Origin of the sequence: Micromonospora arida, assembly GCF_003857035.1 — a bacterium.
Taxonomy (GTDB): domain Bacteria; phylum Actinomycetota; class Actinomycetes; order Mycobacteriales; family Micromonosporaceae; genus Micromonospora; species Micromonospora arida.
On the sequence record NZ_QGSY01000218.1, the window covers coordinates 17,347 to 37,583 of the forward strand.

Sequence of the window (20,237 nt, forward strand, 5' to 3'; positions counted from 1 at the left end):
GGTGGAGGTCGGCAGGACCAGCGGTTGCTGGCAGGCGTTGACTGGTCCTGTCGACCGGCTATCGGGCGCGCAGCCGCAGGTAGCGGCGGTGCCGGTTGTCGTCACCCGGCATCTGCGTGGGTGCGGAGAGGTAGACCAGTCGCCCACTGCGGGCGACGGCCTGGACCAAGGCGGCGATGTCCTCAGGACTGCCGGTAACCCACAGCTCGGTGAACTGCGCGGCGCGTTGGTTGTTGGCCTTGGCGTAGGCGCGCTCGCGGGTGGTCATGCCGCCATCTCCCACTCGGTGGGGTTGACCGCCGGGGTGCCAGTGCTGCTGGTGGGGCGGCGGGTCCAGGCGGCGTAGTCGGCGATGTTGTAGATGTCGGTGTCGGTGAGGTAGGCGGCTTTGATGCGGCGGGGTACGCCGCCTTCGGCGAGGAGGTAGGCCGCGCCTTGGTTGGTGGGTGAGATGTCGGAGGCGGTGTAGCCTTGCTCGGCCCAGCCCTGGCCGAGGATGATGTTCGAGCTGTTCAGCGAGGTGCACCGGAATGCGGCCCGGTAGCCGAACAGGTCCCGCAGCGAAGCGGGGATGATGTCCCACGACGGGCGCTGAGTCGCGGCAACGACGGGCATACCGCAGGCCCGGCCGAGGGAGACGAGCCCTCGCAGGAGAGTGGAGAATTCCTCCTGTTGCTGCTTGGTGCCGAGCACCGTGGAGAACATGGCGAGTTCGTCGATGATGGTGACGATGACGGACATGCCGTCGCCGTCGGCGAGCTTGCGGCGCCGGTTGGCAAGCAGCCAGGCGTAGCGGTTGGTGGCGACGACCAGGAGGCGACGTAGGACGTCGATGCCCTGGTCGATGTCGGGGCCGATGAACGCGTCGGCGAGGTCGCGCCAGGGGCCGAGTTCGACGAGTTTCGCGTCGAACAACACCAGGCGGGTGTTGTCGCACAGGGCGGCGTGGCCGCAGATGTTGTTGATCAGGCCGGACTTACCGCCGCCGGGTTCGCCTGCGGTAAGCAGGTTGCGGTAGATGACGTCCAGGTAGACGGGTTGGCCGAACTCGTCGATCCCGATGAAGATCGGGTCGAACATCGACAGGCCGGGCCCCACCGGCACCGCATCAGCGGTGGTGGGAATCGTGGTGGTCATGACAGCCCTCCTGGGCGTTGTGGGCGCGAGGAGCCACACGAACGAGCCGCCATGGCTCCTCGCGTCCGGGTTGGGTGGGGTCAGATCCAGTCGGAGACGTCGTCCGCTTCGGGCGACGCGGACGAAGCCGCGGGCTTACTGCCGTTGGCCGTAGACGCGGCCGGCTGCTTCGTGGCCGGCTTGCCCTGGGCAGGGATCCTGATCGTCGGAGCGTCGACGTCCGGCAGGTCCAGGGCAGTGGGAACCGTCAACGGCGATGCCGAGACGGGGGCGCTCGGGTCGATCACGTCGACCAGCGGGGAACCGACGTGAGCGGTCAGCACCTCACGGCGTTTGATGTCGAACCGCAGGTAGGCGGCGTTGTTCTCCGAAGCGCGCTCGATGAGCACGGTGGAGGCGTGACAGGTGACCGCGATCTTGTCGAGGCGGCCCTCTAGGTCCTTGGCGGACAGGCCGGGGCGCAGGTAGACCCAGACTCGTTCGCCGACCGGGGTGGGCTTGGCCCAGAGGATCAGCGGCAGGCTGCCGGACTGGTTGGCGATGATGAACTGCGCGAAGCACACGCGCAGCCGGTGCCGCACGATCAGGCACCATGTCCAGGCTTTGACCTGGCGGCGGACCGGGCGGATGGCGGCGGGGACGCCGACGACCAGGGCGACCACGAGCAGGGTCACCAGGGTCGGGGTGTGGTTGGCGAGCTGCACCCACGCGGTGAGCAGCAGAACCGCCAAGGTGGTTTCGAGGCTCCACCACCACAGCAGCCGAATCACCGGCCAGACGCGGACGAGCAGCCACACGGCGGCTCCGGTCGGAACGCCGATCAGCGCGCCGACGACCAGGGAGACGATGGGGTGCCAGTAGGAAGCGGCCACCACGGCCGACAACAGGCCGACGATGACCGCCGTCAGGATGAACGCCATCTTGGCGTTCCGCGCGGAGGAACGGTGGACCTTGGCCTCGATGACCGTCACCGTTCCGGTTGACCTGCCGGCGAACCGGCGGGGGCTAGACTTGGACACGACGAGTCCTCCCAAGCACATTGGGTTGGATGAGTGGAGGGCACGGGGTCGGCAGGTTTGGACGCCAGTACCGACCCCGCGCCAGCTCTTGCGGGATGTGACCACCGATCGTGATCACCAGGCCGAGAACGTTGGACGCCAGAGCCGCCCTCGGACTGCTTGCTTCACTTGTTGGTCAGCGGACCTCAGCCGCTTCGATTGCCACGGACACCGGTGGCGAACACAGCACGGTGATCGAGGACCTACTTAGCCGCCGAGTTACCAGCCTTCGGCTTCAGCGTGATCGCACGGAACGCGACGCCGTTACGCCCGTTGGTCGCCCACGGAATAGCCTCCAACTGCTCGACAGCGACGAGCTGTCCCACCGTCACGCCCGGCTTCTCTCCCGCCGTGGTGATGGTGATGATCTCGCCGCCAGTCTCGTCGAGCACGAAGACCTGGGTCGACCACATGAGCCGGCCAGTGTTCTTCTCCGACCGCTGGTTGCCGTTCTGGTCGTTCTTCGGCTCCGGGTCCTTCGTCACCTGGACCTGCTTGCTCTGGGTGTCCACGTACAGCTTCACAACGAACCTCCTGTGTCTAGGCGCATCCCTTGTTGGATGACTGCCTCGAAATCAAAGTACCAACTGAGTTGGTACTACGCCAGACTGTCGCCGTCTTTCTTTCGGCGTTCTGCTGACACCCACAACGATGACCTTGAGTGCGATAGAACGACAGGTGTCACTGCGGTGACAGGGCAAAGTCCCCTCGCCATGTCCCCTGTGTCCGGGCGATACTGGCTGTATGGCTGACGTTGCTGCTGACCTCGATCGACCAGCCTGGGCATCGCGCCTCAGGGCTGAACGCACCGCGCGGGGCTGGTCGCAGGGCGAGGCTGTCCGCGCCATGCGAGCCCATGCCAGCGAGCAACTGCCGGCGGATAGCACGCTCCTGCGGAATTGGAAAAGGTGGGAGGCCGGCAGCTCTGAGCCTGACGGCTTTTACAGGTCGCTGATCGCGAAGACTTTTGGGACGGTCACAGCCGCCTTCTTTCCGCCGACCGTTCGGCATGACGCTGATGCTGAACTGATCGCCGGCACCGGCATGGAAACGGTGGAAATCCTCGCTCGTCTACGGACTTCCGACGTATCGAACGCAACGTTGGAAGCGCTGCGTATCACCGCCGACCGGCTTTGCAGCGAGTACCCGTACATGTCATCCGAGCAGCTCCGGGTCGAGGGGCGAGCGTGGCTGCGCCGAATCACTGCGCTGATGGATCGCCGGCTTACCCTCGCGCAGCACCAGGAGGTGCTGAGCCTTGCGGGATGGGTCGCGTTGCTCGTTGGCTGCGTCGAATACGACATGGGGCTACGCCGCATTGCTGAGGGAACGCGCAAGGCGGCGTTGACGCTCGGCGAGGAGGCGGGAAACACTGCTGTCTCCGGATGGGCTTACGAGATGCGAGCCTGGTACGCGCTGACACAGGGCGACTATCGAGGTGTCATCGCTGCGGCAGAGACCGGCGAGTCGATCGCGGCCAGCAGCAGTGCTGCCGTGCAGCTTGCCGCCCAGCGTGCCAAGGCGTGGGCCCGACTCGGTGACAGACGGCAAGTTGAGATGGCGCTAGACAAGGGCCGGGCGCTGCTTGATTCGCTGCCGTATCCCGAGAACACGGATCACCACTTCGTCGTGGATCCAGCAAAGTTCGACTTCTACGCCATGGATTGCTACCGGCTGGCAGGCGAGGATCGCCTAGCGGAGATGTACGCCGGGCAGGTAATTCGCTCGTCAACCGACCCGGATGGCACCGAGCGTAAGCCGATGCGAATCGCGGAAGCGCGGGTCACGCTCGGGGTAGTCGCTGCCCGCTCAGGCGACCTTGAGCTTGCGGTCGCTGAGGGACGCCGGGCCTTGGAGGGCGACCGCAAGTCGTTGCCGTCTCTCTTGATGTGCTCTAGGGAGTTGGCGACCTTGTTGCGGGAGCGGTACCCCAACGAGCCGGAGGTCCTGTCGTACTTGGACGAGTTACGGACCCTTAGCCCGAGCTGACATCGGGTTCACTCACGCCTGTGCTGACTGGACTGGGGCGACCGCCGACTCCGGGACGCGGTCGGTTCTCGTGCCAGGTCACGACGCGGATCGGGCGCCACATGTGGGTCCGACCGACGGTCGCGTCGGGCTCGGGCATCTGGCCCCGCTTCCGGTAGTTGGAGACGGTTGCCACCTTGACCCCGAGGTACGCGGCCACGTCGGAGGTCGTCCACCACTCCGCGGTTGTGTCTGGGCCAGCTCCCACGCCCACCATTCTGGCATTCCTTACTCCCGCGCCGCTTCTCACTTCCGCCTATCGAACATGTGTACGATGTTCATGTGGCGAAGGAGCTGGTCACGCGTTGGTGGAACGGCGTGTGGGGACGACTGACCCGACGTGACGTGTGGCTTGCTCGGGAGGTGCGGTGGCACGTCGTCGCCAGGGCGGGCGACTCCGAGACGGGCAGGGTGCTCCGCTGGGAGTTCGACACGGAGGACGAGGCTCGTCGGATGGTGCGGCGTCTCGTCCAGGCTGACGGGAGTCCCTGGCGTGAGCACTCCCGTGATGCAGCCACGCAACCACCGGAGTGAGGCCAGCGGCCGGACTGCCGGCACGAAGTGGTTCAAAGTTTCTGTACGTCTTCAAGGCGGCCCTGAACGGGCCGCACGCGCCGCCGCCTGGGCGCGCGTCCGTCGCTCCGCTGACGCTCCGACTCCGGCCACGCAACACGCCCGGCAGCTGGCGCGGAAAGCGGAAAGCCCCAAGGGGCCGCCGCAGAACGACAGGGCGGTTGACCGGGTGGTGGTGGGCCGGCAGCCGGCCGGGCCGCGCGGCCAGCACCGCGCGGCGTGAAAGGAGCGCACGCCGCCCGCGTCGGCGAGCCGGCGGCGGTCGCGGGGTTGCGGTCACTGCGCCTCCGGCGGGGGCGCTCCGGCTCCAGGATGGCCAGGGCTGCGTCGGCGGGTCACGGCCCATGGGTGGTTGCGGTAGGCCTATCCCGCCTGCCATCGACCCGGGCAAGCCGAGCAGACCACCGCCCGACCCGCCAGCGTCCGAACATGCGTCAAGGCCCGCTTGACGTGGCGGGCCGGGCGGTGGCCCGCTCCCCAGGAGGGCGGGTCGACGGCAGACGGGATGGCAGCCGCGTTGCTAGGCGACGCGCAGGGAGAAGCCTCGGACAAGGTCGCTGAACGACTTAAAGTATCGGGCGTGCGTTCGGCGGAGCTCATCCTCAGAGTCAGCGACAAACACGACGATCTCTATGTCCGGGTTGTCCTTATTTGAGCGCTCCAAGGCGAAGCGCTGCCGCATTGCGGCTTCCTGGTTCGGGAACCGGTCCAGTCGCAGCACGTCACCCTTGGCTCGGTCGTACACCATCAAAAAGTTACCCATGGGTACCTAGCCCTTCAACGACGTCCGCAACGTCCCCGAGAGCACCTCGGATCTGGTGGCGGGCCTGCCCAAGAGTATCCCGCGCTTCCTCTACATCGTGCCACAGGTTGTCGGATGCTGGCTGCTCGGTGAACGAAAGCTGCACCTCTGCCTTGTCGACGGTGTACTGAGCTTCCTCGTATGTGGCAATGCTGCCAGCGAGGTCTTGCAGCAGCTTCACGAACCGCCCTCGCGTTATTACCGAAGGGGGGAATACTAATTTTTCCGGTTCGTCCGGGCCGGCTCCGTAACGTAGCCCCCGTCCCCATCGGTCTCCAAGACGCTCCGTGGCCTCAGCCCACATGTGTTGTAGTTCTGTTCGGACCTGCACTTCGACAGGAACGCCTTCAAGAAACACAATCACGTGTACTGCTCGGTATCCATGACTTGGATTAGCGCGTCGGTCAATTTCTTTAGGGGCCTTCGACGCTAAGGGAGGTACAAACACGTTCAATATCTTGCGTACCGCTATTTCCTGCGCGAAGAGCCCGTCTCGCACTTCGAAATCCCTCTTGCATTCTGCATCCTGAACCCGGAAGCCCTTTGGTAGGGTTACCGGCCGAACAAGCACACGACTGCCAGCGAGGTCATGTACGCCCCGTATCGTTAGGCCGGGCGTTCGGCGTAGCTTGTCAACGAGAGTCCCTGTCGTCTTTACCCTGCCGGTCGCGGGGAGTTCCAAGGCAGAAAGGCCAGCTTGGGCAAGCTCTAGCGCGCGTCCGTATCGGATGCGAACTTCCTCGAACATCTTCTCGTCATCATCGCTGGCGGTGCCGTCGGCCAGACGCTTACCCAGACGGTCGAACTGCGAGCCAGAGAGTGGCAGAAGCGTCACGGGTGCAAGATACCGCAGGTTTTGACGAGGGTCGACGAAGTAGATGAGCGGGCTGTCTACCGACCAGTGAGGTGTTCCTAGGCCGTCGCCAGGCCGTCAGGGGCTCATCAACGATGGCCAACGCCGACCAATGGCGACGACGTTTGAGCAGGTGACTGTATGCGACCAACCTGACGACCGGCTACTACGGCGACGCCCTACCTGTAGTTGTTGAACTGGAGGGCGACGCCGAAGTCCTCGCCCTTGAGCAGCGAGATGACCGCCTGGAGGTCGTCCCTCTTCTTGCCGGTGACCCGCAGCTGGTCGCCCTGGATCTGCGCCTGCACGCCCTTGGGGCCCTCTTCGCGGATCTTCTTGCTGATCGCCTTGGCCTTGTCCGTCTCGATGCCCTGGATCACCTTGCAGTCGATCTTAAAGATCTTGCCCGACGGACGCGGCTCCCCAGCATCCAGCGACTTCAGCGAGATGTTCCGCTTGACGAGCTTCTCCTTGAACACATCCAGCGCGGCGCGGACGCGCTCCTCGGTCTCCGCCTGAAGGCCGATCGCCTCCTCGCCAGACCAGGAGATCTCAGCGCCGGTGCCGCGGAAGTCGAACCGCGTCGCAAGCTCCTTCTCCGCCTGCCGAAGGGCGTTGTCGACCTCCTGACGGTCAACCTTGCTCACGATGTCGAACGACGGGTTCGCTGCCATGTTTCTGCTCCTGCTGTCCGGCGGTCTGGGCCTGCCGTCGGCCGCGACCAGCGGCACGACCCCCTGACCGTACCCGGTTGCGTAGGCGCCGGGGGGAGCCGCTATCCTTGCTTCCGCCGCCGCGTTACGACGCGGTGGGGTGCCCTGGCGGGTTGCCCGAGCGGCCAATGGGAGCGGACTGTAAATCCGTCGCGAAAGCTTCAGAGGTTCGAATCCTCTACCCGCCACCAGGGAACGGCGAGGCCTCTTACCTGCGGAAACACAGGTTGGGGGCCTTTGTCGTCTCCTGCTGCCGTTGACCGCGAGCGCCCCCGGTTTACTGGGTGATCGGGCACGCAACGGGCACGTAGGCGAGTTGTCGGTGAGGTCCGCAGAAGCGCCGGCATGGTTGGGAGGCACGGTTTGACTGTCAGTGCCGCTCACTCTGCTGCGTTCAGGAGCGAGGCTCCTGCTGCCGGGCGTGTTTGGACCCTCCTGGAAAATGACGGCTCCTACATCGCGCCTCACAAGCCCGATGGGAGCCGGGCGATGCCCTTCTGGTCGCTGCGGTCACGAGCGCAACGTGTGGTCGAACAGGTGCCCGCTTACAACGGGCTCGAGATCGTCTCCATGCCGTTCGATCAGTGGCTGCGCGATTTTGTGCCCTGGTTAGCGGAGCAGGGAGTCCTGATCGGCGTCAACTGGAGCGGGGAACGAGCCACCGGCTACGACGTGAGCCCTCAAGACATGCTCGGCTGGTTCACCGGGCTTGAAGGCAGCTCATCGCCTACAGCTGCGATTGATTGACCGCCGGGCTGCCCCCATCCCTCTCAGGTTCGGCAGGCGTACCGGCTGCTGTCGCAGATCATGGCCTCGGCCGTCGACAACGGGCTGATCCCGGTGACCCCGGGCCGGGGAGTCAAGCTGCCTCGGCTACCTGAGCCGAGTCCGTCGCCCAGCTCCCCGGCGGCCCGGTCATAGACACCCCGAAGAGTCACCAGCGCCGGGAGTTCGCCCTGCCGGCCTTGGTGGTCGATCGGCTTCGACAGTACCTAGCCGAGCTGCCCGATGACCCGGACGCGTTCCTCTTCCCCGGCCGGCAGCAGCGGACCGCCGGACGCCCGCAGAGCTACAACGGCTGGAAGTACCGATTTGACCGGGCGGTCGAGCGGGCTGGCCTGACCGACCTGATCCCGCACGACCTTCGGGCGGCGCACGGTTGCTGGATTCAGGCAGATCGGTCCTGGGCGCCTCTCGACGGCGTACCGGCGTGGGGCGGGCCTTGGTAGGTATGTGCGGGCCGGCAGCGGGACGCTCGGGGCAAGCCAGTCCCGTTTCTGGGACTGGTGCGGCAGTTGGAAGCCCAGACCTCGACGGCGGCCCGGCTTCCGTAACGCCTTGCGGTGGTCTGGTTCGTCGGCTGCGGAGTCTGGTCACTCCCGGGCATGGGACGTCGGCGGACCGGCAGGATAGCCCGGTGGAGCGAGACACCCTGATCATCCTTCTTAGTGCTGAGGACGGCGACATCTACGAGTCATGTCGCGACGCTCTGCGAGCGGGCTACGACTTCAAGGTCTTCGACGGGGCGGCACCGGTTGGGGCCCTGGTGACCGCCTACCGGCGTCGAGAGCATCACACCCGTACGCGTGGCATCCGGATGCTCGGCTTCGTCCAGGCGGTGAATCGGCTGATCTCGGCCGAAGAACTGGGAGAGTTGCTGATCGGTCAGGTCGGCGGCGCCGAGACGCCCTGGTTTTTCCAGCTCTTCCTCGCACCTGACGCCTCCCGCGTCGTCGCTTGCCTCGCGGTTAGTCAGGACAGGGAAGACGCTTCACGCCCGTAGCCAGCGGATCGACTGCCGCACCTCGGCGCGGGGGCGGCTGCCCGACGGTATTCGGTGGCTTCCCGTCCCGGCCGCGTAGCGGTCCGGGGCGGGAAGCCGTCACTGCAGCCTTGCTCCGTGGGGCGCGTACCTCTACGGTCTCAACCCCCACCACTGGTCCGAGAGATCCCGGCCGAGCACGCGGCGGCGCTTGCCTGGCTGGAAACCGCGTCCCTTCCGGTCGTCGAGCTGGACTCGCCCGGGATGGTCCGCCGCGTCCTGGACAGCCTCTGCCGGTCTCGGTCCCGTCGGCTTCACCACGTCCCCGGCGAGGTCTGGGCCGCTCCGCGGAACTGGGCCGAAACGGTCTAGTCGGCCTCGGTACTTCAACGAGGTTGACCGCGGCGGCCACTTCGCGGCCTGGGACGAGCCTTGTGGGGCTCGCCGATCGGTCGCGAAGGCTACAGAGTCTCGAACCATCCTCCGTGGGCGGTGATAATCGAGAGACTCCGATCCTATGGATCCGAGGGGATTGTTGTGTTCAACTGGTCACCGGTTGCCAATTGCCGACCGGCGCCCGTCGTTCTAGGGGAGTTCCGGTGGTGGAGAGGTTCCGGTGCCGCCCCCCACGCTTGTCGGCTTTGGGTTCCAGGCGGGCTTTGCAACCGGAAGTGGCATCCATGACGTAGATCCAAATTGTGGCTATAACTTGAACATGCATCATCTGCGCGTCTCCTGGGGCGAGCCAACGACCTTGCTGGGCATCCGTCGTTGAAGCGCTCGGGCCGACTGGACGGCCTGCGCTGCTCAGCCGTCCGACCGCTTTGCGGGCTGCCCCCGGTGTGGCACCATCGTGGAATCTTGCCTTCCCGACACCCCTGCCACGAGGAGCACGCGATGTCTGGTCAAAGGCTGGCCCGGCGGGTCGGCATGGTGTTCGCAGTTCTGGCCCTCGCCGTGATGGCTGGCGGAGCCTCCGGTTACGGAGAGTTCCAAGCCTTCGATTTCGTCTGGACGGCACCACTCCGCTAGGTCGGGCAGGCGGCCAACACCGTGATCGGCGTTGTCCGCCAGCTTCGTTCGCCGGCCGTGCATGGTTCTGTGGCAGTGACCGGTAAGGAGTGGTATGGCCGAGCGTCGGCCCGCAGCGGGTGGCTCAGGGTCTCCTAGCCGCCCTGCCCAATACGCCTGGTTCATCACCGGGCCGTTGGCATTCGCGGCCGCAATCTTCTCGACGGCTATCGGGTTGGCCAGTCAGGACCATCTCCGATCCTGGGGGCTCGCCGCCGTCCTGTTGGCCGTGATGGTGATCGCCGGCCTACCGATGCTCAACTTCGTCATCGGGCGCCAGTCCTTCGGGTCGCGGCTGACCGAGATCCCACTCGTGTTGGCGTTCTTCTTCCTGCCACCGTTGATGGTGGTCGCGGCGTACACGCTCTCGACGCTGATCACCCATCTGCGGTACCGGTTCGGCCTCGCGAAACTGGCCTTCAACGTCGCGAACGCCTCTGCCGCCGCATCGCTGGCCGGGCTCGTGCTGCTGGCGCTCCCGCCCATTCAGGGGGAGGTCGGGCCACGGACGTGGGCCGTGCTCTTCGTCGCGGTCAGCACGATCCTCATCTCGACGTTGGCTGGTGTGGCCGGCGTCATCGCGATCATGCACGGCTGGCAGGCGGCACTGGGCGTGCTGCGCAACGCGTTGCCGCCCCTGCTGACCTCCGGTGTCAACATCGTCGTCGGGCTGGTCGTCCTGATCGCGGTGCGGACGACCTGGTGGTCGTCCGTGCTGATCGTCGTGCTTGCGGCCGCGCTCGCGAAGGTCTACCGGTCGTACGAGCAGTTCTTCCGTCAGCACCGGACGCTCGGCGACATGTACGAACTCACCAAGGCGATGACCGCCAACGGGCAGAGCGGCAACCTGGCTGACGTCCTCCTCGGTCGGATCCGGGGGCTCATGCAGGCCGAGTACGCGACGTTGTGGCTGCCGGCCCAGGGGCGTCACCCGGAGGTGATGCTGACGGCGCGGGTCGACGACGCCGGCCTTTTGGACACGTCGCCGACGCCGGTGGTCGTTCGCGAGGAGGCTCGCCGTCAGCGCCGCAGTCTGGCCATGGGTGTTCGCCTCGGGGACGAGGAGAGCCTGCGGGGCTCGCTGCGCGCCACCGGTGTGAAGGACATCATCGTGGTGCCGCTCTACTCGGGGCAGGCGGTGATCGGCACGCTCGAGGTGGTCAACCGGCTCAGCGACGTCGGCCATTTCACGCCCGGTGACATCCCCGTCTTCGAGACGGTCGCCGCGCACGCGGCCGTGGCCCTGGAGAATTCGCGGCTGGTCGACCGGCTCCGGCACGACGCACACCACGACACGTTGACCCGACTGCCCAACCGGCGGCGGATCACCGGAGCGCTGGACGAGTCGGTCAAGATCCGCGCGCCGGGCGAGGTGGTGGCGCTGCTGCTCTTCGACGTCGACGGGCTGCGCCAGGTCAACGAGTCCCTGGGGCACGCGGCCGGGGACAAGGTCCTCACCGAGGTCGCCAATCGGTTGCGGGCCAGCGCGCCGTCGTCGGCTCTGGTTGGCCGCGCCGGCGGGGACGAGTTCCTGGTGACGCTGCGGTTGGAGAGCGCTGAGGCCGCGCTCGAGTTGGCCGCCCAACTGCGCGACCAGATCCGCGACGAGATGGTCTTCGACGCGCTCACCCTCGACGTGGACACCGCCGTCGGGGTGGCCGTACACCCGGATCACGGCAGCGACGCGGCGACCCTGCTGCTCCGGGTCGACCTCGCCGCCACCGCGGCCAAGTCGGTGCCGGGCAGCGTGCAGCTGTTCAATCCCGCCCTGGAGTCCCGTTCACTGCGCCGGTTGGGTCTGGCCGGCGATCTGCGCCGAGCACTGGACCAGGACGAGCTGGAGGTCTACTTCCAGCCCAAGGTGACTCTGCGGGACCGGCGCCTGGTGGGTGTGGAGTGTCTGGCCCGCTGGGAACATCCGGCGCACGGCACGGTCGCGCCCGAGGACTTCGTGGCGGTGGCCGAGCACACGGGCCAGTTGAGCCGGCTCACCGAGGTGGTGCTCCGGGAGGGCCTTCGGCGCAGCCGGGACTGGGCGCTGGCCGACCAGCCGCTGCCCATCGCGGTCAACCTCTCGGCTCGTACGCTCATCGACCAGCACTTCCCGGACCGGGTCCAGGAGTTGTTGACCGAGTACAAGGTGCCGGCACAGCGCCTCACCCTGGAGATCACCGAGTCGGGGGTGCTGGACGGCACGGACCGGCCGATCCCCACCCTGCAACGGCTGCGGGATCTCGGCGTACGGCTGTCGGTGGACGACTTCGGCACGGGTGACTCGTCCCTGGCGCACCTGCGCCGGCTGCCGGTGCACGAGGTGAAGGTGGACCGCTCCTTCGTGCAGGGCATGGCGACCGATCCGGGGGACCTGGCGATCGTCAACGCGGTGGTCACCCTTTCCCAGCAGTTCGGCCTGGCGGTGGTCGCCGAGGGGGTGGAGAGCGAGCTGACCCTGGAGCTTCTCCAGGACATCGGCTGCGAGATCGGGCAGGGTTTCCTGTTCAGCAGGCCGCTGCCGTACGAGCGGTTGGCCGCCTGGTTCGGTGCCCAGGTCGAGCCGGAGACGGTCGCCAACGGGGAGCTTCCGCGCCTGCGTGTCGTGCCCTGAGCAGGGCGCGGACGATCACCGGGGATCCGATTTCACCTGTCGAGCCGGGCCGTGTACTCTTACTCCTGCGCGCCCCACGGGGAGATCGCGCAGGCCCCCTTAGCTCAGTCGGCAGAGCGTCTCCATGGTAAGGAGAAGGTCTACGGTTCGATTCCGTAAGGGGGCTCGAGGGTTCAGCTGGACCCATCGCAGCGGTGTAGCTCAGATGGTAGAGCAAGCGGCTCATAATCGCTGTGTCGCCGGTTCAAGTCCGGCCACCGCTACTCTCGTCTTCCGGGCTCGTTGCCGGTGGTCGTAAGAAAATGGGCGCTTCTGGCGCCCACTTTGCATGTCCGCGCTGTCAGCGTCTAGGCTGGCGCGTCGTAGTTGTTTCCGTTAGCGAGGAAGGCACTCCGCCGTGGCGAAGGCTACCGATGTCCGGCCGAAGATCACTTTGGCGTGTGTGGAGTGCAAGGAGCGCAACTACATCACGCGCAAGAACCGGCGCAATGACCCCGACCGCATCGAGCTGAAGAAGTTCTGCCCGCGTGACGGTCGGCACACGGTCCACCGCGAGACCCGCTGACTGCTGGCCGGCCTCACGGCCGGCCGTTGTCGAAGCTTTCCGATCGCCGATCTGACCGGTTTGGTGCGGCTCCGCCGCCGCCTACCGATCAGGTCGGCGATTGGGCTTTCCGTGTAGGTTCGCGGCATGCCTCTGGACCCTTCCTTCGTCGGCCGGACGTATCCGCCGACCGCCCCCTACCAGGTGGGCCGAGAAAAGATCCGCGAGTTCGCCAGCGCCATCGGCGCCACCGACCCGGCCCACCACGACCCGGAGGCCGCGCGGGCGCTGGGCCACCCTGACGTGGTGGCCCCGCCGACCTTTCCGGTGATCGTGACGATGGCCGCGAGCAGCCAGATCATCGAGGACCCGGCCCTGGGTGTCGACTACAGCCGCCTGGTGCACGGCGACCAGCGGTTCGCGTACACCCGGCCGGTCGTCGCCGGCGACGAGCTGGTCTGCACCAACACCATCGAGGACGTCAGCGCCAGGGGCGGGCACGGCTTCCTGACCACGCGCACCGACGTGAGCACCGTCGGCGGCGAACCCGTGGTCGCGGTCTGGGCCAGGTATGTCATTCGCGGGGAGGCGTGAGATGGAGTTGCCAGCACAGACGTTTCAGGTGACCCGCGCGGACCTGGTCCGCTACGCCGGCGCCTCGGGCGACTTCAACCCGATCCACTGGAGCGACCGGGTCGCCACCACTGTGGGTCTGCCCGGGGTGATCGCCCACGGCATGTTCACCATGGCGCTGGTCGGGCGGGCGGTCACCGAGTGGGCCGGGTCGCCGGACGCCGTGGTCGAGTACGGCGTGCGTTTCACCCGGCCGGTGGTGGTCCCCGACGACGACCAGGGGACCGAGATCGAGGTGACCGCGCGGGTCCGCGAGGTGACCGAGGACGGTCTCACCCGACTCGAGGTGACCGCCACCTGCCTTGGTGAAAAGGTGCTGTCGCAGGCGCGGGCAACCATCCGGACGGCACGCTGAACCGAGCCCGCCACGCGTGGCGGAGAGACCGGTTGGGAAAGTCGGGCGGCTACCCGTACACTGGTCCGCCGTGGGGCAAGTGACCCCTGCTCGGTCGTCTGTGGCCGCGTGGGGCGAGTGTTGCCACATAGGGGTGTAGCTCAATTGGCAGAGCAGCGGTCTCCAAAACCGCAGGCTGCAGGTTCAAGTCCTGTCACCCCTGCGCCTCAGGCCTGACCGTTCCCGTGGGTCGCGCCGCCAGCTTGGCGGCGTCCGGCCCGTGGTGGTGGCATCGGCGGGGTGGCTCCGAGGCAATCGGGCCCTCCTGGTGATCCACCGGCCGCGGCCCGTCGCGGGACGGTTGGGTCCGGCCGGCGTGACCAGCGCCGCGTACGCCACTCGGCGTGCGACCCCAGATTCCGCGACGGAGGGCGAAGTGGCCGACAACAAGCGGCGCGACGACGACGGCGACGATCGTCTGGACGACGAGGTCGTCGACGACGTGGCCGACGACGACGCCTCCGGCGCGGACGAGCCGGTTTCCCGGGGAGGCACCGCCACGCGGTCCCGTGCCCGGGCGGAGTCGGCGGACAGCCGGCCGACCACGCGGTCGGAAACGGGTCGGGTGGGCGTCTTCGGCCGCATCGCGCGGTTCTTCCGCGAGGTCGTAGCCGAACTGCGTAAGGTCATCTGGCCGACCCGCAAGGAGTTGCTGACCTACACCGCCGTGGTGGTGGCGTTCGTCGCGGTGATGCTGACGATCGTGGGTGTGCTGGACTTCGGCTTCGCCAAGGTCGTGTTGTTTGTCTTTGGCAACTCGGACTGACCGGCTGCCTCCAGCCATAGTGACGGAAGTGAGCGAGCGTGCCTGAGTACGACGAGACCGCCGGACCGGTGGACGAGCAGTCCACGGTCGCGACGGCGGCTGGTGACGAGTCGGTTGAGGCCGCCAGCGAGCCGGAGTTCCCAACGACCGAGCCCGCACCGGACGAGGACTACGACCCCGTCGCGGAGCTGAGGCAGAAGCTGCGCTACGCCCCGGGTGACTGGTATGTGGTGCACTCGTACGCCGGCTACGAGAACAAGGTCAAGACCAACCTCGAGACCCGGATCACGAGCCTCGACATGGAGGACTTCATCTACCAGGTCGAGGTGCCGACCCGGGAAGAGGTCGAGGTCAAGAACGGTAAGCGTTCGCAGATCCAGGCCAAGGTCTTCCCGGGCTACATCCTGGTCCGGATGGAGTTGACCGCCGAGTCCTACTCCTGTGTCCGGAACACCCCTGGTGTGACCGGCTTCGTCGGCGCGACCGACCGGGCCGACCGGCCCGCTCCGCTCTCGCTCGACGAGGTGCTGAAGTGGCTGGCGCCGGCGGTCGAGACCGAGCAGAAGAAGGCGAAGCCGGAGATCAAGGTCCTCGACTTCGAGGTGGGCGACTCCGTCACCGTCACCGACGGCGCGTTCGCGTCGCTGCCGGCCACGATCAGTGAGATCAACGCCGACCAGCAGAAGCTCAAGGTGCTGGTGTCGATCTTCGGCCGTGAGACTCCGGTGGAGCTCAACTTCAACCAGGTCGCCAAGATCTGATTGGTCGTCGGCGGCGGGCCCGACCCGCCGCCGACGTCGGCGTACACGCTCTCGCTCGACCTCGGCGGACGAGTGGGCTGCGGCCTGCGCTACTCTTGAATGTCGCCGCTGTCGCACCGCGCTGACCGTGCGCGCCCGAGGGCGGCGACAGCCGCATTTTCCCAGCTCCAAGCCCCAGGAAGTGACATGCCTCCGAAGAAGAAGCTCGTCAAGACGTTCACGCTTCAGTTGCCGGCGGGCCAGGCCACGCCGGCGCCGCCGGTCGGCCCCGCGCTCGGCCAGCACGGCGTGAACATCATGGAGTTCTGCAAGTCCTACAACGCGCAGACCGAGTCTCAGCGGGGCGACATCGTCCCCGCCGAGATCAGCGTGTTCGAGGACCGGTCCTTCACGTTCGTGCTGAAGACCCCGCCCGCTGCCCGGCTGCTGATCAAGGCTGCCGGTGTGCAGAAGGGTTCGGGTGTTCCGCAGTCCGAGAAGGTCGGCTCGGTCAGCCGCGCCCAGCTGCGTGAGATCGCCGAGAAGAAGATGGCCGACCTCAACGCCAACGACATCGCCCAGGCCGAGAAGATCATCGCCGGCACCGCCCGGTCGATGGGCATCACCGTCAACGACTGACGTCGGCCCCGGCCTTCGTTCCGACCGTGGGAGGGTTCGCGCCGAGCGGCCCGCCAGAGACCACAGGAGTAATCAGCAATGCAGCGCAGCAAGAGCTACCGCAAGGCCGCCGATGTCATCGACCGGTCGAAGCTCTACACCCCCACCGAGGCCGTGAAGCTGGCCAAGGAGACCACCAACGTCAAGTTCGACGCCACGGTCGAGGTCGCCATGCGCCTCGGCGTCGACCCCCGCAAGGCGGACCAGATGGTCCGCGGCACGGTCAACCTGCCGCACGGCACCGGTAAGACCGCCCGCGTGATCGTGTTCGCCAGCGGCGCGAAGGCCGAAGAGGCCGCCGCCGCGGGTGCGGACGAGGTGGGCACCGATGAGCTGGTCGCCCGCATCCAGGGTGGTTGGCTCGACTTCGACGCGGCGATCGCCACGCCGGACCAGATGGCCAAGATCGGCCGGATCGCGCGGATCCTGGGCCCGCGCGGTCTCATGCCGAACCCGAAGACCGGCACGGTGACCATGGACGTCACCAAGGCGGTGTCGGACATCAAGGGCGGCAAGATCACCTTCCGGGTGGACAAGCACTCCAACCTGCACCTGATCATCGGCAAGGCCTCCTTCACGGAGACCCAGCTGGTGGACAACTACGCTGCGGTGCTCGACGAGGTGCTGCGTGCCAAGCCGTCCGCGGCCAAGGGCAAGTACCTTCGCAAGGTCATCCTGACCACCACGATGGGCCCGGGCGTCCCGGTCGACCCGAACCTGGTGAAGAACCTTCGGGAGGACCAGGCCGACGCCTGAGTCGACAGATCGCTCCGCCGGGGCGCCGCCACGACCGTGGCGGCGCCCCGGCGCGTTCCAGGTGTGGCAGGCTCGACGCCATGCGGCTGGAGAACGTCTGGTTGCGGTACCACCGGCGGGGGCCGTGGGTGCTGCAGGGCATCGACGTGCGGATCGGTCCCGGCGAGGTGGCGATCGTGCTGGGCCGCAACGGGGTGGGCAAGTCGACACTGCTCCAGGTGGCAGCGGGGGTTCTCCGTCCGGGCCGGGGCCGGGTCACCGACCGGCCGGCACGGGTGGGCTGGGTGCCGGAGCGGTTTCCTGCGGACCAACCGTTCACGGTGACCCGCTATCTGACCGGGATGGCCCGGGTGGCAGGGCTGGGCAGGGCTGCGGCCGACGAGGCGGTGACCTTCTGGACGCACCGGCTCGGGCTGTCCGCCTTCCGCTCGGTCCGGTTGCCGGAGCTGTCCAAGGGCACCGCGCAGAAGGTCGGCCTCGCCCAGGCGCTGCTGCGCCCACCGGGCCTGCTGGTGCTCGACGAGCCGTGGGAGGGGCTGGACGCCGCCACCCGTGAGTTGGTGCCCGAGCTGATCGCCGAGGTGCTCGCCGCCGACGGGTCCGTCCTGGTCAGCGACCACCGTGGCGAGACGGTCCGGCTCCCGGCCGCGCGCCGCTGGTTGGTGGCCGACGGCTCGCTCTCTGAGGAGACGTCGTCGACGGACGAGACGATCGCGGTGGTCGAGGTCGCCGTGCCGGCCGCGCGGGTCGCCGGCACCGTCGCCCGGTTGCGCGCCGAGGGCCACCAGGTGCTGCGTGTGCGCCCCGACGCCTCCACCGCCGCATCCCAGGTCCTACCCGTCGAGCCGCCCCGGTCGACCGGCGCCGCCCGACCCGCCGAGCCGCCGCTCGGGATGGCCGGGGAGCTGACAGCGGAGCAGCCGGAGGCCGCTGACGCCGCGGTCGAGTCGGCGGCGGGGGAGGCCCGGTGAGCGCCCTGGTCCGGATGCGGTTGGCCGGTTTCCTGCGCACCGGCCGGGCGTTGGCACCGTTGCTCGCCGGCCTGATCACGCTCGGCACCCTCTACGGCGGTGGCCGCGCCCAGCCCGCGGAGGCGTACGGCGTCTCCGCAGTGGTGCTCTTCCCGGTGCTCGCCTGGCAGACCAAGATCCTGTTGGACGTCGAGCCGGACGTGCAACGTCGGCTGGCGCAGGTGACGGTAGGGGTGGCGCGGGAGCGGTCGGCCGGGCTGCTCGCCGCCGCAGTGGCGGCGCTGGTGACGGTGGCAGTCGCGCTGCTCTTTCCGTGGCTGGTCGGCGGGGTGTCCGGCCCGGTCGACCCGGGGGACCGGTCGATTCCGGTCGGGCTGGCCCTGGGGTTGTGGGCGCACCTGCTGGTCGTACCCGCTGCGGTTGCTCTTGGGGCGCTGGCCAGCCGTGCCTCCGTGGGCGGCGCGGGGTACGGCGTCGCGGTGTTGGCCCTCGGCGGGGTCGGCGCGGTGGTGTTCGGCCTGACCGGCTCGGTGGCCCCCTGGCTGGCGCCGCCGATCATGGCGGCCGCCCGCACCACCGCCGGCGACGCGGCCGCGCTGACCCTGCTGGCGCTGAGCGGGTGGGCGCTGGCCTGGAGCGCCGCGGTCGTCGGCGGCTACCTGTGGCGCCGGCGGGCCCAGGGCTGACCGGCTCCGGTACGGGTGACGCGGCTCACCCGGAGCGATTTGGCGCTGCTGGTCGGGGCGCGTACTCTTCAACCGTCATCCGTGTTCTCATGGATGAGGAACCACCCAGAGACCGCTGGTCGCCGTGCTTCGGCACGGTCGAAGGTCCCGCGACAACGGGCGACCCGCGTAGGGCGGCAAGCGTAATTCGGCAGTGAGCGTGGTCCGCCGACCATGACGATCCGCCGGCCCTCGCCCCGTGCGCCCTGCGCCGGGGCTTTTCGTTGTCGCGCTGCCTCCGCCCCCGTTCCGGCTTCGGCCGAGACGGGGACCAGCCTCGAGTAACGAGAGAGGAGGGACATGGCGGACAAGCCGATCCGGGCCGACAAGGCCACGGCCGTCGCTGAGCTGACCGAGAGCTTCCGCAGCTCGGGCGCCACCGTGCTGACCGAGTACCGCGGTCTGACGGTTTCCCAGCTCACCCAGCTTCGGCGCTCGCTCGGCGCCGATACCAGCTACACGGTCGCGAAGAACACGCTGGCCAAGCGTGCTGCGACGGACGCGGGCATCACCGGCCTCGACGAGCTGTTCACCGGTCCTACCGCGCTGACTTTCGTTTCGGGCGACGTCGTCGAGGCGGCGAAGGGGCTTCGCGACTTCGCGAAGGCCAACCCGAAGCTCGTCATCAAGGGCGGTGTCTTCGAGGGCAAGGCCATCACCGCGGCCGAGGTCACGAAGCTCGCCGACCTGGAGTCCCGCGAGGTGCTGCTGGCCAAGCTGGCCGGCGCGATGAAGGGCAACCTGAGCAAGGCCGCGGCCCTGTTCCAGGCCCCGCTGTCGAAGACCGCCCGTCTGGCGGCTGCACTGCAGGACAAGCGCGAGAAGGAGGGCGCCGAGGCGGCCTGAGGCCCCCACGGCGCACCAGTTCTTACTTAACAGAATCAGGAAAGGACGCCAGATATGGCGAAGCTCAGCACCGACGAGCTGCTCGACGCGTTCAAGGAGATGACGCTGATCGAGCTCTCTGAGTTCGTGAAGCAGTTCGAGACGACCTTCGAGGTCACCGCTGCCGCTCCGGTCGCGATCGCCCAGGGTGGCGGCGGCGGCGGCGCTGCGGCCGAGGCCGAGCCGGAGCAGGACGAGTTCGACGTCATCCTCGAGGCTGACGGTGGCAAGAAGATCCAGGTCATCAAGGTCGTGCGTGAGCTGACCGGCCTGGGCCTCAAGGAGGCCAAGGACGCGGTCGAGTCCGCGCCGAAGGCCATCCTGGAGAAGGTCAACAAGGAGACCGCCGACAAGGCGAAGGCCAAGCTCGAGGGTGAAGGCGCCAAGGTCACCCTCAAGTGACCTGACGTTCCACCAACGCGTACCCGGCTCGTGAGCTGGGACACCATCGCGTCACGGCGGGCGGTGATCCGACACGGATCACCGCCCGCCGTGTTGGTGGATCTGGCTGCGACCGGTCCTGAGCTGGGCTCCAACCATGGG

Annotated in this window: 21 protein-coding genes and 4 tRNA genes; 19 read left to right on the forward strand and 6 right to left on the reverse strand. The window is 67.6% G+C overall.

Going from position 1 to position 20,237, the window contains the following annotated elements; genetic code table 11:
- Nucleotides 1–58: 58 nt before the first annotated feature.
- From DLJ58_RS21220 to DLJ58_RS21235, 4 genes are all read right to left on the reverse strand, one after another.
- The gene (locus tag DLJ58_RS21220) at nucleotides 59–268 is read right to left on the reverse strand and encodes a hypothetical protein (protein ID WP_124858769.1); all 210 of its coding nucleotides are present in this window, start codon (nucleotides 266–268) and stop codon (nucleotides 59–61) included.
- The gene (locus DLJ58_RS21225) at nucleotides 265–1,137 is read right to left on the reverse strand and encodes an FtsK/SpoIIIE domain-containing protein (RefSeq protein ID WP_124858770.1); all 873 of its coding nucleotides are present in this window, start codon (nucleotides 1,135–1,137) and stop codon (nucleotides 265–267) included. The genes DLJ58_RS21220 and DLJ58_RS21225 overlap by 4 nt, the downstream gene beginning before the upstream one ends.
- A gap of 80 nt (nucleotides 1,138–1,217) precedes the next feature.
- The gene (locus DLJ58_RS21230) at nucleotides 1,218–2,108 is read right to left on the reverse strand and encodes a hypothetical protein (RefSeq protein ID WP_124858783.1); all 891 of its coding nucleotides are present in this window, start codon (nucleotides 2,106–2,108) and stop codon (nucleotides 1,218–1,220) included.
- Between the two features lie 290 nt (nucleotides 2,109–2,398).
- Entirely contained in the window at nucleotides 2,399–2,719 is a 321-nt protein-coding gene (locus DLJ58_RS21235) for a hypothetical protein (RefSeq protein ID WP_112681382.1), read from the reverse strand.
- 220 nt (nucleotides 2,720–2,939) lie between these two features.
- On the opposite strand from DLJ58_RS21235, the gene DLJ58_RS21240 reads away from it, so the two are divergent.
- Nucleotides 2,940–4,184 (forward strand): helix-turn-helix domain-containing protein, encoded by a 1,245-nt coding sequence (locus DLJ58_RS21240; protein WP_244219065.1) that lies wholly within the window; start codon nucleotides 2,940–2,942, stop codon nucleotides 4,182–4,184.
- 1,367 nt (nucleotides 4,185–5,551) lie between these two features.
- Here the strand turns inward: DLJ58_RS21240 and DLJ58_RS21255 are convergent.
- Both DLJ58_RS21255 and DLJ58_RS21260 read right to left on the reverse strand, forming a co-directional pair.
- Nucleotides 5,552–6,433, reverse strand: a complete 882-nt coding sequence (locus DLJ58_RS21255) for a RelA/SpoT domain-containing protein (RefSeq protein ID WP_124858772.1) — start codon at nucleotides 6,431–6,433, stop codon at nucleotides 5,552–5,554.
- Nucleotides 6,434–6,630: 197 nt separating this feature from the next.
- The gene (locus DLJ58_RS21260) at nucleotides 6,631–7,125 is read right to left on the reverse strand and encodes a YajQ family cyclic di-GMP-binding protein (RefSeq protein WP_091402478.1); all 495 of its coding nucleotides are present in this window, start codon (nucleotides 7,123–7,125) and stop codon (nucleotides 6,631–6,633) included.
- Nucleotides 7,126–7,271: 146 nt separating this feature from the next.
- Between DLJ58_RS21260 and DLJ58_RS21265 the strand changes: the two genes are divergently transcribed.
- From DLJ58_RS21265 to rplL, 18 genes are all read left to right on the forward strand, one after another.
- Nucleotides 7,272–7,355: transfer RNA gene (locus DLJ58_RS21265), tRNA-Tyr, on the forward strand.
- Between the two features lie 154 nt (nucleotides 7,356–7,509).
- Nucleotides 7,510–7,911 carry a DUF2750 domain-containing protein gene (locus DLJ58_RS21270; protein ID WP_244219066.1) on the forward strand — a complete coding sequence of 134 codons (402 nt, stop codon included), beginning with the start codon at nucleotides 7,510–7,512 and terminating at the stop codon, nucleotides 7,909–7,911.
- Nucleotides 7,912–8,581: 670 nt separating this feature from the next.
- Nucleotides 8,582–8,947, forward strand: a complete 366-nt coding sequence (locus DLJ58_RS21280; RefSeq protein WP_124858774.1) for a hypothetical protein — start codon at nucleotides 8,582–8,584, stop codon at nucleotides 8,945–8,947.
- Between the two features lie 1,105 nt (nucleotides 8,948–10,052).
- Complete coding sequence (locus DLJ58_RS21295; protein WP_124858775.1) at nucleotides 10,053–12,602, forward strand: putative bifunctional diguanylate cyclase/phosphodiesterase; 2,550 nt, start codon at nucleotides 10,053–10,055, stop codon at nucleotides 12,600–12,602.
- Nucleotides 12,603–12,695: 93 nt separating this feature from the next.
- Nucleotides 12,696–12,768: transfer RNA gene (locus DLJ58_RS21300), tRNA-Thr, on the forward strand.
- Nucleotides 12,769–12,792: 24 nt separating this feature from the next.
- Nucleotides 12,793–12,865, forward strand: a tRNA-Met gene (locus tag DLJ58_RS21305).
- A 134-nt stretch (nucleotides 12,866–12,999) separates the two neighbouring features.
- Complete coding sequence (rpmG, locus tag DLJ58_RS21310; protein ID WP_007073056.1) at nucleotides 13,000–13,167, forward strand: 50S ribosomal protein L33; 168 nt, start codon at nucleotides 13,000–13,002, stop codon at nucleotides 13,165–13,167.
- 126 nt (nucleotides 13,168–13,293) lie between these two features.
- The gene (locus DLJ58_RS21315) at nucleotides 13,294–13,740 is read left to right on the forward strand and encodes a MaoC family dehydratase N-terminal domain-containing protein (RefSeq protein ID WP_124858776.1); all 447 of its coding nucleotides are present in this window, start codon (nucleotides 13,294–13,296) and stop codon (nucleotides 13,738–13,740) included.
- A gap of 1 nt (nucleotide 13,741) precedes the next feature.
- On the forward strand, nucleotides 13,742–14,134 hold the full coding sequence (locus DLJ58_RS21320; protein ID WP_124858777.1) for a MaoC family dehydratase: 393 nt from the start codon (nucleotides 13,742–13,744) through the stop codon (nucleotides 14,132–14,134).
- A 129-nt stretch (nucleotides 14,135–14,263) separates the two neighbouring features.
- A tRNA-Trp gene (locus DLJ58_RS21325) sits at nucleotides 14,264–14,336 on the forward strand.
- Nucleotides 14,337–14,549: 213 nt separating this feature from the next.
- A complete protein-coding gene (gene secE, locus DLJ58_RS21330; protein WP_091403530.1) occupies nucleotides 14,550–14,939 on the forward strand; it encodes a preprotein translocase subunit SecE in 390 nt (129 codons plus the stop codon).
- 38 nt (nucleotides 14,940–14,977) lie between these two features.
- Nucleotides 14,978–15,700: a transcription termination/antitermination protein NusG gene (gene nusG, locus DLJ58_RS21335; RefSeq protein ID WP_112584800.1), complete on the forward strand. Its 723-nt coding sequence runs from the start codon at nucleotides 14,978–14,980 to the stop codon at nucleotides 15,698–15,700.
- Between the two features lie 186 nt (nucleotides 15,701–15,886).
- A complete protein-coding gene (rplK, locus tag DLJ58_RS21340) occupies nucleotides 15,887–16,318 on the forward strand; it encodes a 50S ribosomal protein L11 (protein WP_091402426.1) in 432 nt (143 codons plus the stop codon).
- Between the two features lie 78 nt (nucleotides 16,319–16,396).
- Nucleotides 16,397–17,113, forward strand: a complete 717-nt coding sequence (gene rplA, locus DLJ58_RS21345; protein ID WP_124858778.1) for a 50S ribosomal protein L1 — start codon at nucleotides 16,397–16,399, stop codon at nucleotides 17,111–17,113.
- Between the two features lie 80 nt (nucleotides 17,114–17,193).
- Nucleotides 17,194–18,084, forward strand: a complete 891-nt coding sequence (locus DLJ58_RS21350) for an ABC transporter ATP-binding protein (protein WP_124858779.1) — start codon at nucleotides 17,194–17,196, stop codon at nucleotides 18,082–18,084.
- On the forward strand, nucleotides 18,081–18,770 hold the full coding sequence (locus tag DLJ58_RS21355) for a hypothetical protein (RefSeq protein ID WP_124858780.1): 690 nt from the start codon (nucleotides 18,081–18,083) through the stop codon (nucleotides 18,768–18,770). Before DLJ58_RS21350 ends, DLJ58_RS21355 begins: the two co-directional genes overlap by 4 nt.
- 339 nt (nucleotides 18,771–19,109) lie before the next feature.
- The gene (rplJ, locus tag DLJ58_RS21360) at nucleotides 19,110–19,655 is read left to right on the forward strand and encodes a 50S ribosomal protein L10 (protein ID WP_112584808.1); all 546 of its coding nucleotides are present in this window, start codon (nucleotides 19,110–19,112) and stop codon (nucleotides 19,653–19,655) included.
- A 54-nt stretch (nucleotides 19,656–19,709) separates the two neighbouring features.
- Nucleotides 19,710–20,096, forward strand: a complete 387-nt coding sequence (gene rplL / locus DLJ58_RS21365; RefSeq protein ID WP_091402415.1) for a 50S ribosomal protein L7/L12 — start codon at nucleotides 19,710–19,712, stop codon at nucleotides 20,094–20,096.
- Nucleotides 20,097–20,237: the final 141 nt, after the last annotated feature.

What these genes read in the sequence shown, in the direction of transcription:
- DLJ58_RS21220 (WP_124858769.1), bottom strand. Translation starts at nt 268, where the DNA reads ATGACCACCCGCGAGCGCGCCTACGCCAAGGCCAACAACCAACGCGCC.
- DLJ58_RS21225 (WP_124858770.1), bottom strand. Translation starts at nt 1,137, where the DNA reads ATGACCACCACGATTCCCACCACCGCTGATGCGGTGCCGGTGGGGCCC.
- DLJ58_RS21240 (WP_244219065.1), top strand. Translation starts at nt 2,940, where the DNA reads ATGGCTGACGTTGCTGCTGACCTCGATCGACCAGCCTGGGCATCGCGC.
- DLJ58_RS21260 (WP_091402478.1), bottom strand. Translation starts at nt 7,125, where the DNA reads ATGGCAGCGAACCCGTCGTTCGACATCGTGAGCAAGGTTGACCGTCAG.
- DLJ58_RS21270 (WP_244219066.1), top strand. Translation starts at nt 7,510, where the DNA reads ATGGTTGGGAGGCACGGTTTGACTGTCAGTGCCGCTCACTCTGCTGCG.
- DLJ58_RS21295 (WP_124858775.1), top strand. Translation starts at nt 10,053, where the DNA reads ATGGCCGAGCGTCGGCCCGCAGCGGGTGGCTCAGGGTCTCCTAGCCGC.
- DLJ58_RS21315 (WP_124858776.1), top strand. Translation starts at nt 13,294, where the DNA reads ATGCCTCTGGACCCTTCCTTCGTCGGCCGGACGTATCCGCCGACCGCC.
- DLJ58_RS21320 (WP_124858777.1), top strand. Translation starts at nt 13,742, where the DNA reads ATGGAGTTGCCAGCACAGACGTTTCAGGTGACCCGCGCGGACCTGGTC.
- rplK (WP_091402426.1), top strand. Translation starts at nt 15,887, where the DNA reads ATGCCTCCGAAGAAGAAGCTCGTCAAGACGTTCACGCTTCAGTTGCCG.
- rplA (WP_124858778.1), top strand. Translation starts at nt 16,397, where the DNA reads ATGCAGCGCAGCAAGAGCTACCGCAAGGCCGCCGATGTCATCGACCGG.
- DLJ58_RS21350 (WP_124858779.1), top strand. Translation starts at nt 17,194, where the DNA reads ATGCGGCTGGAGAACGTCTGGTTGCGGTACCACCGGCGGGGGCCGTGG.
- rplJ (WP_112584808.1), top strand. Translation starts at nt 19,110, where the DNA reads ATGGCGGACAAGCCGATCCGGGCCGACAAGGCCACGGCCGTCGCTGAG.
- rplL (WP_091402415.1), top strand. Translation starts at nt 19,710, where the DNA reads ATGGCGAAGCTCAGCACCGACGAGCTGCTCGACGCGTTCAAGGAGATG.